General features: G+C 58.5%; 11 protein-coding genes. 3 read left to right on the top strand and 8 right to left on the bottom strand.

The window, feature by feature from the left end; genetic code table 11:
* The 8 genes from R6U20_RS09880 to R6U20_RS09915 form a co-directional block, all read right to left on the bottom strand.
* Nucleotides 1–188: GTP-binding protein (locus tag R6U20_RS09880; protein WP_410337691.1), on the bottom strand; the 188-nt coding region annotated here is incomplete at its 3' end.
* A gap of 65 nt (nt 189–253) precedes the next feature.
* Nucleotides 254–2,359, bottom strand: a complete 2,106-nt coding sequence (fusA, locus tag R6U20_RS09885; protein ID WP_410337692.1) for an elongation factor G — start codon at nt 2,357–2,359, stop codon at nt 254–256.
* Between the two features lie 113 nt (nt 2,360–2,472).
* Nucleotides 2,473–2,943 carry a 30S ribosomal protein S7 gene (gene rpsG / locus R6U20_RS09890; RefSeq protein WP_410337693.1) on the bottom strand — a complete coding sequence of 157 codons (471 nt, stop codon included), beginning with the start codon at nt 2,941–2,943 and terminating at the stop codon, nt 2,473–2,475.
* A gap of 68 nt (nt 2,944–3,011) precedes the next feature.
* Complete coding sequence (gene rpsL, locus R6U20_RS09895; protein ID WP_098061967.1) at nt 3,012–3,386, bottom strand: 30S ribosomal protein S12; 375 nt, start codon at nt 3,384–3,386, stop codon at nt 3,012–3,014.
* 436 nt (nt 3,387–3,822) lie between these two features.
* Nucleotides 3,823–5,829 (bottom strand): ATP-dependent zinc metalloprotease FtsH, encoded by a 2,007-nt coding sequence (gene ftsH, locus R6U20_RS09900; protein ID WP_410337694.1) that lies wholly within the window; start codon nt 5,827–5,829, stop codon nt 3,823–3,825.
* A gap of 135 nt (nt 5,830–5,964) precedes the next feature.
* Nucleotides 5,965–8,628 carry a tetratricopeptide repeat protein gene (locus R6U20_RS09905; RefSeq protein ID WP_410337695.1) on the bottom strand — a complete coding sequence of 888 codons (2,664 nt, stop codon included), beginning with the start codon at nt 8,626–8,628 and terminating at the stop codon, nt 5,965–5,967.
* Between the two features lie 259 nt (nt 8,629–8,887).
* Nucleotides 8,888–10,321: a pyruvate kinase gene (pyk, locus tag R6U20_RS09910; RefSeq protein ID WP_410337696.1), complete on the bottom strand. Its 1,434-nt coding sequence runs from the start codon at nt 10,319–10,321 to the stop codon at nt 8,888–8,890.
* A gap of 374 nt (nt 10,322–10,695) precedes the next feature.
* Nucleotides 10,696–11,805 (bottom strand): site-2 protease family protein, encoded by a 1,110-nt coding sequence (locus tag R6U20_RS09915; protein WP_410337697.1) that lies wholly within the window; start codon nt 11,803–11,805, stop codon nt 10,696–10,698.
* A 470-nt stretch (nt 11,806–12,275) separates the two neighbouring features.
* Here R6U20_RS09915 and R6U20_RS09920 point away from each other — a divergent pair, with 470 nt between their 5' ends.
* From R6U20_RS09920 to R6U20_RS09930, 3 genes are all read left to right on the top strand, one after another.
* Nucleotides 12,276–12,848 carry a PAS domain-containing protein gene (locus R6U20_RS09920; protein WP_410337698.1) on the top strand — a complete coding sequence of 191 codons (573 nt, stop codon included), beginning with the start codon at nt 12,276–12,278 and terminating at the stop codon, nt 12,846–12,848.
* Nucleotides 12,849–13,563: 715 nt separating this feature from the next.
* A complete protein-coding gene (locus R6U20_RS09925; protein WP_410337699.1) occupies nt 13,564–14,961 on the top strand; it encodes an AMP-binding protein in 1,398 nt (465 codons plus the stop codon).
* A partial coding sequence (locus R6U20_RS09930) for an aromatic amino acid lyase (protein ID WP_410337700.1) occupies nt 14,958–15,640 on the top strand: 683 nt, incomplete at its 3' end. The genes R6U20_RS09925 and R6U20_RS09930, both read left to right, overlap by 4 nt.

The following is a 15,640-nucleotide window of genomic DNA, read 5'->3' on the forward strand; positions in this document are numbered from 1 at the left end:
GTAATCCCGCGCTCGCGCTCTTCCGGCGCGTTGTCGATCGAGTCGAACGTCCGCTCGGCTGCGCCGCCCACCTGCTCGGCCAGCACCTTCGTGATCGCTGCCGTCAGCGTCGTCTTCCCGTGATCGACGTGCCCGATCGTCCCAATGTTTACGTGCGGCTTCTTCCGCTCAAATGCCTCCTTCGCCATAACTGGTTACCTTGGTCTCGTGTTAGTCTGTTGATCTGTTGATTCCCATGCTGCTGGCAGCACGCTTATGCCGCCGCGTCGACCGTGTCTTGGTCTGTGATTTCCTGTGCGATGTCTTTCGGCACCGGCTCGTAGGTCTCAAACTGCATCGTGTAGATGGCGCGCCCTTGCGTAATGGAGCGCAGATCGGTTGAGTACCCGAACATTTCGGAGAGCGGAACCAGCGCGTTGATGACTTGCGCATCGTTGCGCTGCCCCATCTGCCCGATCTGTCCTCGCCGGCTGTTCAGGTCGCCAATCACATCGCCCATGTATTCATCAGGCGTGATAACCTCGACCTTCATGATCGGCTCCATCAGGACGGGATTGGCCCGGCGAGCTGCATCGCGGAAGCCCATGCGGCCAGCAATCTCAAACGAGTTCTGGTCGGAGTCCACGTCGTGGTACTCACCGTCGTAGAGGCGCACTCGTACGCCCTCCATTGGGTATCCAGCAATCGGGCCCTGATCGAGCGAGCTCTTGATGCCCTTCTCAACCGACGGGATGAACTCGCGCGGAATGGCTCCACCAACGATTTCGTCTTCAAACTCGAAGCCGGTTCCATCTTCATTCGGCCCGACTTCCATGTAGACCTCGGCAAACTGGCCACGTCCACCGGTCTGCTTCTTAAGCACATAGTGCTCATCGACCGTAGCGGTAATGGCTTCGCGGTAGGCCACCTGCGGGCGACCTACGTTGGCTTCCACCTTAAACTCGCGCTTCAGGCGGTCTACAATAATTTCGAGATGCAACTCGCCCATCCCTGCAATCAGGGTTTGGCCGGTTTCCTCATCAGTGGATACGTTGAATGTTGGATCCTCCTCGGCAAGCTTGATCAGGCCACTCGTCAACTTGTCGCGGTCGGCCTTGGTTTTGGGCTCGATGGCGATACGAATCACCGGCTCTGGGAACTCCATCGATTCCAGCACGACGGGGTCGTCCGGATCACAGATGGTGTCACCTGTTTTCAGGTTTTTCGGACCCACCGCAGCGGCGATATCGCCCGCCCGAACCATGTCCACGTCCTCGCGGTCGTTGGAGTGCATGAACATGAGACGGCCCACGCGCTCCATCTCGTCGGAGGTTGCGTTGTACACCTTGGTGCCGGTTTCAAGCGTACCACTGTACACGCGGATGAACGTGATCTTCCCGACATACGGGTCGGTGGCAATCTTGAATGCGACGGCACTGAACGGCTCGTTTTCATCGGGCCCACGCATCAGCTTCTCTTCTTTGTCACGCGGATGGAAACCCTCCACCGGCGGCACATCTTGCGGGCTCGGCAGGTAGTTCAGCACGCCGTCAAGCAGACGCTGTACGCCTTTGTTTTTGAGCGCGGTGCCTGTAAAGACAGGTGTAATATCGCGCTCTAGTGTGGCCATGCGCACTACCTTTCGGATCTCTTCGGCAGCAATTTCTTCACCGTCGAGATACTTCATGAGCAGCTCGTCATCGTATTCAGCAACCGCTTCAAGCATGCGGATGCGCCACTTCTCGGCTTCCCCCTTCAGGTCATCCGGGATTTCAATGATGTTCCAATCCATCCCCTGCGACTCCTCGTCGTAGATGACGGCCTTGTTCTCGATCAGGTCGATGACGCCTCGGAAGGTTTCTCCGGCACCGATTGGGTACTGCAGCGGAATCGGATTCGCGCTAAGGCGATCTTCCATCATCCCAATCACGTTTTCAAAATCGGCCCCGGTGCGGTCCATCTTGTTGACAAACGCGATGCGCGGGACATTGTATTTGTCCATCTGGCGCCAGACCGTCTCCGACTGCGGCTCCACACCACCTACCGCGCAAAAGAGCGCAATGGCTCCATCGAGCACGCGGAGCGAACGCTCCACCTCAATCGTAAAGTCAACGTGGCCTGGCGTGTCAATGATATTGATGCGGTGGTCGTCCCAGTAACAGGTCGTCGCCGCACTTGTAATAGTGATGCCGCGCTCCTTCTCCTGGTCCATCCAGTCCATCTGAGACGCCCCCTCATGGGTTTCTCCCATGCGGTGAATGCGTCCCGTATAGAACAGGACACGCTCAGTGAGCGTGGTCTTGCCGGCATCAATGTGCGCGGCAATGCCGATGTTGCGGGTTTTGTCGAGCGGGAAGCTCTCGTTTCGTTGGGTAGCCATAACAAATCTGTTGTTGCGTACTCGGGAGGCCGACACCGGCCCGTTGGGCTCGGTCAGCGCTGCGGCACAGCCGAAGCTGCATGCAGAGCGGGGGCGCGTTTACCTCCGCAGAATTAGAACCGGAAGTGGGCAAAGGCTTTGTTCGACTCGGCCATCCGATGCGTGTCGTCTTTTTTCTTGACGGCGCCGCCTTCGCCGCGGGCTGCATTAATCAGCTCACTGGCCAAGCGGTTCACCATGCTTTTCTCTTTCCGTGCCCGGGCGTACTGAATGATCCAGCGGAACGCGAGCGTCACGCGCCGCTCAGGGCGCACCTCAATGGGCACCTGGTAGGTGGCTCCGCCAACACGACGGCTGCGCACCTCAACCAGCGGCGCTACGTTGTTCACCGCCTTCTTGAAGACCTCAATGCCTTCCTCGCCAGTGCGCTCTTCAATCACGTCAAACGTATCGTACACGATGCGCTGCGCCAGGCTTTTCTTGCCATCACGCATGATCGAGTTCACAAATCGCGACACCAGATCATCACGATAGATGGGGTCAGGAAGGGTTGTGCGTTTTTTTGCGGCCTTATCGCGAGCCATAACACCTATGCATTGTTGAACAAACGAGCCATCCCACCTCCTATGGAGTGCGGGCTGCTCTGCTACAGTTAACTACGGGGCTTCTTCGCACCATACTTCGAACGCCCTTGACGCCGGTCCTCAACGCCAGCAGCATCCAGTGCACCACGCACAATGTGGTACTTCACACCCGGCAAGTCTTTCACACGCCCACCACGCACCAGCACAATGGAGTGCTCTTGCAGGTTGTGTCCCTCACCTGGGATGTAGGCCGTCACTTCGTTTCCATTGGTCAGCCGTACACGCGCCACTTTACGAAGCGCCGAGTTCGGCTTCTTTGGCGTCGTAGTGTACACACGTGTGCACACGCCACGCCGCTGGGGCGAGTTTTCAAGAGCAGGCGCCGTCTTTTTCTTCGGCTTCGAAGAACGCCCTTTACGAATCAGTTGCTGTATTGTAGGCACGGTACCGTCACGGTTAGTCGATCACATCAGCGCATGCCGCACAAAGGCGGCCACCTGTCTTCACAGGCTAAAGGTATAAGTAAGAAGAGTCCGGGTGTTCACAAACGACCGCAAAGAGATCGTTAAAAGAACATTACCGGCATACATCCTCTGTACGGACCCTTCCAAACCTCACAACCGATACATACCGGTGTATCGATTGGTCTTTTAAGTACGTTCACAAAAAAAGGCGAGAAGCCCTCGCCTGTCGCTCTCATTGGCAACGTACCTGGCTCAGACCAACCTTGGCCTGCGCCATTTGCACATCATGTCGTAACCTACCGCGCGTCACTGGGTTTCGTTATTTTGTGTGGTCCGTGTGCATTCCAAATGCGTGCGTCGGTTCATCGCTGGCTTTGGGAGTCCGTTTGGGATTGATGAGATAGGCGAGAACAGCCTACGACGTTGTGGGGCCGGGTTCGGGTGGAGACTTCGACTGGGCCGTATCGCCCCCACTGGCTGTTTCAACGTATGTGCCGTGGGGCCGCTCGCCCAACAGTTCTACAAGCTCCGTGGGCCCGAGCACTTCGCGGTCAAGCAGTGCTTCGGCCATGGTATCAAGCAGGGACCGCTTCCGCATGAGCATCGCATGTGCCCGGTCATTTACTTCGGCAATGAGCGCACGCACCTCTTCGTCTACCATCTCGGCAGTAGATTCGGCGTATGGACGCTCAAACATGGGGGTGTCGTTCTGTCCCGACTGGTTGAAGCTAACCTGTCCGACCCGTGCGCTCATGCCGTAATCAACAACCATTGCATAGGCCATTTTGGTGATGCGCTCCAGATCGTTCTGCGCACCAGTCGTCACATCACCAAACACAATTTCTTCAGCTACGCGTCCGCCAATGGTCATGGTCATCCGGTCGAGCAGTGCATTGCGTGAGTAGAGATACCGCTCCTCAGGCAGATGCTGTGCGTATCCCAGTGCCGAGAGCCCTCGTGGCACAATGGATACCTTAACAACCGGATCGGTGTGCTCTAAGAACCAGCCCGTAATGGCGTGCCCGGCTTCGTGAAAGGCAATGACTTTTCGCTCCTCTGGCGCAATGATTTTGTTTTTCTTTTCCAGCCCAGCAACCACACGGTCAATAGCCTGGGCAAAGTCGTCCATCTCTACGCATTCTTTCTCCTTGCGTGCGGCCAGCAATGCGGCTTCGTTGCATACGTTTGCAATTTCAGCGCCGGCAAATCCCGGAGTCTGACGCGCCAGCACGTCCCCGTCTACGTCGTCCCCCAACAGGAGCGTTTGCATATGTACCGCGAAAATCTCGGCGCGGGCATGCCGGTCGGGTTTATCCACCATAATCTGGCGGTCAAAGCGACCCGGACGTAGCAGTGCAGAGTCGAGCACATCGGGGCGGTTTGTGGCGGCAATGATGATGACCCCCTGGTCGGAGTCGAAGCCGTCCATCTCCACCAGTAGCTGGTTGAGCGTATTTTCGCGCTCGTCGTTGCCACCGGGCATGTTGTTGCCCCCACGTGTGCGTCCCACCGCATCCATCTCGTCAATAAAGATGATGCATGGGGCTTTCTCTTTTGCACTTTTGAATAGGTCGCGCACGCGAGAGGCTCCTACACCGACGAACATCTCAACGAAATCGGAGCCCGATATCGAGAAGAACGGCACCCCTGCTTCTCCCGCTACCGCTTTCGCCATCAGGGTTTTGCCGGTGCCTGGTGGCCCCACAAGCAGCACGCCCTTGGGCAAGGTTCCTCCCAGCCGTGTAAAGCGGTCTGGGTCACGTAAGAAGTGCACGACTTCAGCTACTTCTTCTTTCGCTTCATCCAGCCCGGCTACGTCGTTAAACGTAACCGAGTGCTCTTCGGAGGCATCGAACAGCTTCGCTTTGCTTTTGCCGATGTTAAGCATCTGCGAGCCGGGATTCATGCGCCGGAACAGGAGCACCCACACTACAATGATAGCGCCAAACAGAAGTATCCAAAATAACGCGCTGTCAAGCCAGCTCTGCTCGGTGCGTGCGGTAAATTCGATAGCTGCTTCCTGCGAAGCGGCCTCGGCATTGTATGTGCGCAGTACGTCGGTAAGCTCGTGGTCGGCGGGCTTTGTGGTGATGAAGCGGCGGGCCTCGGCCTCTGGATCACTCAGCGCATCGTCGCTCGGCACGGAAACGGCCAGCGCTACAGCACTGTCGGCCACGGCTGTTTCTGTATAGCGCCCCTCAATCTGCCGATCATTTACAATCTCGACACGCTCCACGTATCCGTCTTCCACATAGTCGAGGAAGGTGCTGTAACTGATCTCTGCGGCGCTGTCTTGGCCCCAGTAGAGCAACAGGTGAATGGCCAGCCCTACGAAAACGGCAGCATAGATCGCATACAGGATGCGAGAGGACGAGCCCTCCGTACCTGGTGGACGCTTGGAGGAATCGTTGGGCGTGTTCATGAGAAGAGGGATACCAACATTTTGGGCAGATGCAAAAGCAGCGTGTCCTCAAACCGCAGCGTGCCCGAACCCGAGCCTCTTCCGTTCGGTTCCGTCCGCGCTGTTATGTTTGCGAATCGTTGGTCGTTTCTATGGCTAATCGTTGCCCTCCGACGAGGTGCGGGGCGTGGGAAGTTCCTGTGCAGGTGCCTCATTGTCGGGGTCATCGTCGGGGTCATCGTCTTCTGAGGACGCATCGGTCTCGGTTAGGGCCTGCGTTAGGCGTTGGGCACGCTTGGCCTGGGGCGTATCCGGAAACTCGTTCTGCAGATGTTGCATGAGGGCCTGTAGAGCCTGGTGGGGCTGTTCGTCGTCAGAACGTGTATCATCAGAATCCGCCTCATCATCCTCGTCTGATGCCGATCTGTTATCGACAGTGGTCGTGTCGCCTTCAGCCTGGGGCACTGGCGGACGCTGCTGTTCGGGGGCTCTGCGCGGGGCTTCCTGCGGCGCATCGTCCGCGGTCGAGGCTGAATCGGCGGTTGGCTCGGCAGCTACGCCAAGCGTATCGATGGCTACGCCAAGGGCCTGCTCGGCGGCGGTGCTGTCGCGGCGGTGCCACTGCAAGTACACCTGCCCCATGGCCCACAGTGCACGCGGGGCAACGGCGGTATCGCGCGAGTACGTCTGCGTAAGGGCTGTGAATTGGTGGAGGGCCGCTTCCCAGTTGTCTGCCTCGGCAAGCGCTTGTGCAGCGTTGTATGCATGGAAGGCCTGCTGCGTACTGTCGGATACGACAACGGTATCTTCTCGACCCAGGCGCGTTCGTGCCCGCTGTGCAAATGGCGAGTCGGATTGGGTTTCAATCAGGGATTCGTACTGGGCCTGCGCTTCGCCGGGCCGCCCAGCCGCTTCCAAGGCTTCCGCGCGTGCATACAGAGCGCGGTCGTGAACCGGGTGGTCCGTCGCTTCAGACAGTACCCGTTCGTACCAGACCAGGGCCGAGTCAGGCTGTTCGATATTCAGAAGTAGCGCATTGCCCAGTTCATACCAGGCCCACACGCGCTCTTCGCGCATCGCTTCTTGTTGGGCCTCGGTACGTGGCACCTCCTCGATGTCAATCCCACTTTGCGCTGCGGTTGCCTCCGCCTCAGTCTGCGCGTCCTCGGTATTGTCCAATGGCTCCCCCTCCGCGGCCTCTGTCGATGTATTTGTTTCGGACTGTGCATCCGGCTCGACCTCCCCCGATTCGGCAATGGTGGGTGCTTCGGCGCTGTCGCTGTCGGGGGTTATGTCTTCATATCGCCAAAACGGAGCTCGGTCGCGCGATCCCCAGCGCCGTTGAAAAGTGCGCTGTCCTTCTTGCACGCGCTGTGGATCGCGGTGAAACAGAAAGCCGTCCTCTTCACTGGCGGCATCGGCAGCAATCTCGGTGGCTTGCTCACGCGCCGTACCATCGTCCTGACCGGGGGCCTGCCCCGGTGCTTGAAACCCGCCCCCTTGCTCGCGGCCCTCGGCTGCCTGCTCTTCAGCTTCTGCCTGCGCCTGGCGCTCGGCCTCGACCAACTCTTCAATCCGCGCCTCAAACTCATCGTCTGGGAGTGCCCCAAGCGTGAGGAGCGAATCGTAACGGGCTACGCGAGCTTGCTGCTCGGCAACCGCTCCGTATCGCTCCGCCAGGTCCTCTACGTCAGGCAACGCGGTGGGAGGGTCGGGCCGAAGCGAGTCACGCTCGCGGGTGGAAAGCCTGGTTGCGGAAGAGTCGAAATATGCGGCAGCTGTCTCGTAATCGTTCCAGATGTCGCGGTACATCACCCCCATCTGGTAGTACGCGCGGCCTTGCAGATCGCCCTCAATAGGTTCATTGCCGTGCAGTAGCTCCTGGTACGCATGACGCGCCTCATCCGGACGTTCTTGCAGCACATGCAGATACGCTTCGAGTACGCGGAGCGCATCGCGCTGCTCTAAGTTGCGGTCGTTGCGTGAGAGCAGGTTGGCCTGATCAACCAGTTCGGGGTCGTTGCTTGTGTGAGCCTGCACGCGAAGGGCGCCCATTTCGCCGGCAAGTGCGACTTCAAACTCGCGAGCGTCGGTGGCAGCGCGGTAGGCCCGCGCGGCAGCGGCATAGTCTTCGCGCACCTCAAAGATCTGTCCGCGCAGCAGCTGGGCTCGTGTGGTCTCCGTCCGGGGAAGATCGCCCTGAAGCGCTGTATCAAGCGCCGTAAGTGCATCCGGCCATGCGCCTTGTGTAACGTGGAGTTCGGCGGCTACAAGCCAGAGTTTGCTGCGCCACGGATCGTTCAGGTCGTCGCGTTCGATGCTTACTCGCACTTGCTCAGCGGCGCGCTCTGCATCCCCCTGACTGGCCCGCGTTCGCGCAAGCCAGAACCAAGCTTCCGAGGCGCGCTCGTCATCCAACGCAATGACCTCGTCGAACTTTTCAGCAGCGGCTCCGAACTCGTTCAGGTAGAAGTAGGACTGCCCGATAAGCATGAGGGCATCGTCAACCCACTTCGACTGGGGGTGCTCACGCAAAACATCTGCACTGCGGTCGATAGCCGACTCGAAAGCGCCGCGGTCGACCTGTTCATCCGGATCGGGAAAGATGGAGGCGAAACGGTCGGGATCAAGCGCGTGGCTTTGCTCACGCACGGACTCCATGCCCTGCTCAAAATCTTGCTGGGCATTGTAGAAGGTGTTGTAGAACGCTCGAAAATTGTCGACGCGCCCTCCAACCATTGAATCGGGCGAACACCCGGCTGCCATGCTCCCCAGGGCGAGCATGCCAATCCCCACAGTAAGCCAGCGCCATATCGACATACGATGCGTTCCGGGGAAGACCGGTGGCAACGAGAAAACGAAAGCTATGGATACAGCGCCCGTGACGCGTCGTCAATCTGGCAGGCCCAGAAATGCTCTTGTACCCTGCGCTCCTGTGCCCTGAAGCTGCATCCTGTAGCCACTACCAAACGGGCACTCATACCGAACAAAGCAAGCCCTATCGCGGGATACCCTGGACCCAACTACGTGCCTTAACTTGTTTGCGTTGTGCCATTTAGCAGCAGCACACGCACCTGTCTTACTTGATGCGCCCTACATGCACCATGTTGGTACGCCCACGGGCAGGAAGCGGCATACCTGCTGTCATCACAATCAGGTCGCCCGGTTCAACAAGTTCACGATCACGCAGCACGCTGTGCACCCGCGCGATACCTCGGTCGGTGTCTTCTTGGAAGGGAATGTAAAAACTCCTTGTTCCCCACAAAACCCCCAGTTGCCCCACCACACGTTCGTTATCGGTAAACGCATAGATGGGCATGCTGGGCCGGTGGCGGGCAATGGAACGGGCTGTGGCCCCCGAGTTCGTGAGGCACGCAATGGCTTTCGCCCCTACCTGCTCGGCCAGTCGACAGGCGGTAAAGCTGACGGAATTGGTCACGCTCTCGGTGCGCTCCAGATGCTCGGGCACCTGCGAGAGCGATTTTCGGTCCGTTTGCCAATGCGACTCGGCTTCACGGATAATCTTGTTCATGGCTTCCACCACGCGTACCGGGTCGTTTCCGACAGCGGTTTCGCCAGAGAGCATAACGGCGTCGCTGCCATCAAGCACGGCGTTGGCTACATCGCTGGCCTCGGCGCGCGTGGGGCGCGGATTCTCGATCATGCTTTCGAGCATCTGCGTGGCTGTAATGACCGGCTTAGCCGTGGCCAGGCTCTTGCGAATCAGGTCCTTCTGTGTGCTCGGCACCTTCTCCATTGGCATCTCGATCCCCAAATCGCCACGCGCCACCATGATGCCGTCGGTCTCTTTCAGAATGTCGCTGATCTGGTGGACGGCTTCGGGCTTCTCGATCTTAGAGATCACCGACACGTTCTTGTCGGCAGCCTTGATACGACGGGTGAGCGCTTCCACATCGCTGCGCGTGCGCACAAACGAGAGTGCGATCAGGTCTACATCCATCTGAAGCCCAAACTCAAGATCGTCGATATCTTTCTGGGTGAGCGACGGCGTAGATGTGCGGATGTTGGGCAAGTTCACGCCTTTGCGGGAACGCAGCGGGCCCCCCTCAACCACGCGAGTTACCACATCGCCACTACTGGTGATGTCGGTAATTTCGAGCTCAAGCAGCCCATCATCGAGCAAAATGCGTCCGCCCACATCGGCATCCTCGGCCAGCGTGTCGTAGTCGATGCGTGCCCGCTCTGCGGTGCCCACTTCCATGGGCTTGTTGGTGAGGGTGAGCGTATCGCCCTTATCGATGAAGACGCAGCCGTCTTTCATGGTGCCTACGCGAATCTTGGGGCCTTGCAGGTCCTGCAGAATCGGCACCACGTGCCCCTGTGCAGTCGCAGCCTCGCGCACCATGCGGATACGCTCGGCATGGTCCTCGTGGCTTCCGTGCGAGAAGTTCATGCGCGCTACGTCCATGCCCGCAGCCACAAGCCGTTCGATAGTTTCGGGGTCGTTACTCGCCGGACCCAGCGTGACAACAATTTTTGTACGACGATCCATGAAAATGGGGCGGTTGGTTGAGGTAGCCTGTACGGAAAGAAGCTACCGGTTCAATTGACAAACCGATAGGGCGTTGCGTTATCTGTTTGCGAATGAAAGCGCTACCAACCAGCTGTATCCCCACGGTTGGGCAGATTGCGCTCCTCGGTAACGGTGCAATGCTAAGTGATACAGGAAATGTGCCGGTCACTGAAGAACCTATACCGCATGCTTTCGGTGCTGGGAGCGCTACTCGGCGCGGGCACCTGCAGCGGCAACGGCGAGGCCAAACGAAAGGAATTGTGCCGAACGCTTTTGGTACCGTCCGGCTCAGTCAACATTGTTATCAGGAGGGTTATCACTTAGGGGGTGCTCACTACCCGCTCATCATTGCCTTACTGTAGTGGACGAACAGAAGGTTGGTCGGGATGCTTCAGGGCCGACCGCACCATGAGCAGTTCGCCTACGTTTTCCAGCGAGAGGAGCCCGACCAGCGCACCGTCTTCAACAACTGGTATCGTACTGTACTCTGACTGCTGCATGGTCTGGAATGCTTCATCGAGCATCATGCCTGGGGTGACTGTTGGACAAGGAGCCGTGACAACTTCGGCAACGCGGTGGTCGCGGCCATAAGTGCGCAATCCTTCGATCAGTTGCTTGCGGCTCAAGATTCCCCGTACGCGCCCCTGCTCGACAACCGGAAAGTCGTGATCGGTTCCGGCTAAGAGTTCGTCCACTGCATCGCCCAGTGTGGAATCAGGGGTAAGAATACCAAAGCGCGTCATCATCGCCTCGCGCACTGGCGTGTCACGCGCAGCAGCGCGGAACGTAGCGTGCTGCGACTCTTGCTGTGCTCCAATGTATACAAAAAGGGCGATGAAGAGCAATATAAAGTTAAACCCGATGATGCCAATGAGCCCAAACGCAACCGCCATGGCCTGCCCAACGCGAGCAGCGGTTTGTGTAGCCTGAGCGTAATCATAACGAATAGCCAACAGCGCCCGTAGCACCCGTCCGCCATCCATAGGAAAAGCAGGCAACATGTTGAACATAGCCAGTCCAATGTTCAACCACATGAGCGTAGCCCCGGCATGAGCATTAATGGTGTACGCCGCCCCAATATCCATCGTCGTTCCCGTCACGGCCAGTCCTATCGCCAGCAGGATGGCAATGACGATATTAACAAGCGGTCCGGCCACAGCAATCCAAAACTCCTTGATCGGCTCCTCAGGCAGCCGCTCCAGCCGGGCCAGCCCCCCGATAGGGTAAAGCGTAATACTTTTCGTGGGCACCGAAAAGAACTTTGCTGTTAGTGCATGCCCCAGTTCATGCAGCACCACGCATCCAAACAGCCCGCCCATCAGTCCCATGATGTGAAGCGTCGTGCTCAGGCTTTCGCCCTGATAGTACAGAAACGCCGCCAGCCCGGCTACCAGAAGCAGGAACGTCCAATGCAGAAATATGCCAATTCCGGCAACCGACCCAATGCGAAGCGACCGATTCATAGCGTTAGATGTGACCGGAAAAAAAACACAAACAGGAAGGCGCAGGCAGTGCGCGTACTTGCATCCATAACGCATCAGCGAAATGCGGCGTTTCCAGTACGCATGCACCGTGGACCGATGACAGTGGTGGTGAGACTCACTAGACCCAACAAAAAAAGAACGGCTGGATGCCGTGCTGTCGGAAACGGGGATCCAAGATCCGCAAAGAGATTCCGACTGCTCATTTTGCCCTATACGTCCGAGAAAGATCTGAATACCACACCTGCACGCCCGGTACCGCCTATTTACCCGTTTCACATGAATCCACCTTGCATAACAGCAGACAACGTCTTGTAACGCGTCCGCAAAACATAGAATTCGCGTCGCACCTAACGCTTAAGTCACTACAGCTTGTGTTGATATTTGCGAGGGTGGTCTGTATAGTTAATGATGATCTTTAAGACTCTTTTACGCATTCCCGTAGCACGCGCATGGCTTCCTCCCCCGACGAATCCAACCCGTTAGACGCTGACGAGCAAGCTGCATCGCTCAACGGTGAAGCGCAAGACGAGGCTGCCGATGCGCCTACCACCGATGCGTCTACCGACAGCTCACCGAATGACGCCCCCTCCACTGACGACGCTGCTGGAGAGCGCTCCGATGCAGAAACACTGAACGAAGAAGCAGATGACGTAACGCTCTCGTTCCAGGACGATGCGCTCGACGAGAAGCTTGCCGCTGCCTCCTACGATGCACTCAACCAAGTTGACTTTGGTATCATCCAGGTTGATGACGACGGAGAGATTCTGTTTTTCAACCAGTACGAGTCGGAGCTAAGTGGTGTACTCCCCGAGGATGCCGTCGGCCAAAACTTCTTTACGGAGGTGGCTCCCTGCACAAACAACCGGCTATTCCGAGGACGTTTCAAGAAGGGCCTTCACAAAAGCGATCTCGACGAGACGTTTACCTACACGTATACGTACCGGATGCGCCCCACGCTCGTTACGATCCACCTCTACCGCGACACACGCGGCGACAACTGGATCATGGTGCAGAAGTTTTAGATCTGGCTCCGCTGCCGTCTTCAAGCAAGCCCCGACCTGGTGCTATGTCGACTGTAATTCCGCAAGTCGAGCCGAGATGGATGCGCGTGCCGTCCCGAACAGCGTCCGCTGCACACTGCGAAAATGGTCTCCCCGACAACGGTCGCGGCGACAGGAGTTGGGGCCTTGCTCACCATGACAGACTTTGTGGGGGGTGATTTCAGGATGATCTTCGAAATGAGGATTGACGTGACACTATCGCCCTGCCCTTCCTTTCCCCCCTCTCACACCTCCGTCAGCACATTCTGCTCACCCACCTCCAAGCTGCCCTCTGTGTACGCATAGCTCTTGCTGCGCACGTCTTCGCTGGGTACCGTGCCGATGCTTTTGAATTATCTCATTCATAAACCGGTGCATCAGCTCCCATACGCTTCAGTTCCTAAGAGCCGCTCCGACACCCGCTCTACGTTGTGAAAAACTGCTGTAACATAGCTGTGAAGGGTACTTTTTGTTTGAACGCGCTTCCCCACCTATTGCGTACACGTGGCTGCGAATGTTGTACACTAACTACTGATTTGCCCCCTGTTTGATGTCGCGCTGTCGCCGTTCCTCTCATACTTCTCGGCCCGACGGTACATGTGTATCGTCTACCGCACGAGCACCTCGAGCCGAGCACGCCTGCCGCACCGCGCTAAGTAGCGCGGTGGCGGGCGAGCCCCATCCCTGGCACTCCCTTTTGTACGACTGTCTACGCGACCAAGCCGTACCCGCATTCATCGACGAAGGGGCTATCACACCTGCTGCATCCATCTGGACCGGTTCGCGGCTATGGGTTGAAGCATTTCGCAAGGCAAACCTGGAACCCGGCGACCGCATCGTAATTTCCATGCCGCCCTCTGCCGCTTTCGTGCAGGTGCTTGTAGCCGCTCTCTGGCAGCGCCTCACCATTGCGCTGGCTCCGGCCAATGCCTCGCCCAAGCTCGTTCACGAGCTGGATGCGCGCGCTATCATCCACCCCTCTGCCAATACATCGCACACGTGGGTCCCCGACGGATGCGCCGGCCCCCTCGGTCCGCCCGATACCTTGCGCCCCCCGACCACCGAACGCACGCCCGAAGCACGCTTTCTGCTGCGCACGTCGGGCACGACTGGCGCAGCCCGCTGGTTTGCGCTTTCGGATGCGAACGTCCTTTCGGTCTTAGCAAGCCACCTGCCGTACTTCAAACTCAAGCACAGCCGGGTCCTCTCGGTGCTTCCATGGTCGCATGCCTTTGGCCTGGTGCTCGACCTGCTTCCGGCCCTACTCTCCGGTGCCGAGATTATTCGCGACCCAGAAGGTGGGCGCTCGGCATCATCCCTCTTTGATTTACGCGACGCGTGGGGCGCCACCCATCTCTGTGCTGTGCCCCTCACCATTCAGCGCCTGCTCGATCACGACAACGGGCTCTCGTTTCTCATGTCACTTGATGGAGGCATTGTGGGCGGTGCCCCCGTTAGCGCTCCCCTCGCTGAGGCTCTCACCCAGACCTCATTGCGGGTCGGGTATGGCCAAACCGAAGCCAGCCCTGGCATTGCACTGGGCGACCCCGGCGTGTGGGCCCCCAATTACCTTGGCCGCCCCCTTGGCTGTACCGTTCGTATTGACACCCAGGGCCAGCTCCTCTTTCAGGGCAAAAACGCATGCATCGGGCAGTGGACCGCCAACGGCCTCGCGCAGTTGGATCCCGACCGATGGGTTCCCACAGGCGATCGTGCTGAACGCCGCAACAACGGCCTCTATTTTCAGGGACGCACCGACGATGCCTTCAAGCTTATGAACGGACGCATGGTCCATGCTGGCCCCATTGAGGCGCGCCTCAAAGAAGCGTTCGACGGGGCCCACGACGTCTTTGTCTGGACGCCCGACGGTTCTCATCTTGCTGTAGCCCTCTGCTGGGACGACTCTACCGCACATCGCCCTGCAGATGAAGAGGTGTGCCCGCATCTAAAATCGCTCCAAGACCGGCTTCAGACAACCCTTTTCGTGCCTCCAAACGACTGGCCCACCACGTCGAAGGGCGCCGTTGACCGGTCGGCGCTTCAAAGCTACGTATCAGATCGCGTTTCCCCGCACTCGTCTTCCCTCACTTCATGACGCCCTCCTCTCGTTCTCCGCTTGCAATGGGCCCTAACGTCACGCTTCCCGCTGCTGTCGTTGAGCAGTTTGCCCATACGCCTTCGTGGTCAACAGTGCTCACTTCTGCCGCCGAGAGCGCTTGTGCTTCGGCCCGCGATACGCTGAATACACTACAGGACAACGATACCCCCATCTATGGCATCACCACCGGGTTTGGCCCGCTGGTGGATCACGCAAGCGCAGGGACGTCCGCAGCCCGTGCCCGTAGTCTCGTCGACCACCTCTCCGCTGGCACCGGTCCGCTCACGCCCCGCCCCGTGGTGCGCGCCCTCATGATGCTGCGCCTGCACACCCTGGCCCAAGGGCACTCTGGCATTCGCATGCCCGTAATACGAGCGCTACAAGAAGCTATTAACACCAACCTGGTGCCTGCTGTACCATCCATAGGGTCGGTGGGGGCCAGTGGCGATCTCACCCCGCTCGCGTTTGTGGCACGGGCTCTCATGGGCGAAGGGCACTGCCTACGCGCCAACGGGACGCGCATTGACGCCACCGAGGCCCTGGCGCAGGCCGACCTTGCCCCCATCGACCTGGATGCGCGCGATGCGCTCGGGCTCGTCAACGGCACTGCGTTCATGACAGCCTACGCTGCTCTGGCCTGTGCCCGTGCCCGCCGCCTCTGCTCCTATGCCGAAGC

The organism is Longimonas sp. (genome assembly GCF_046498435.1).
GTDB lineage: Bacteria > Bacteroidota > Rhodothermia > Rhodothermales > Salinibacteraceae > Longimonas.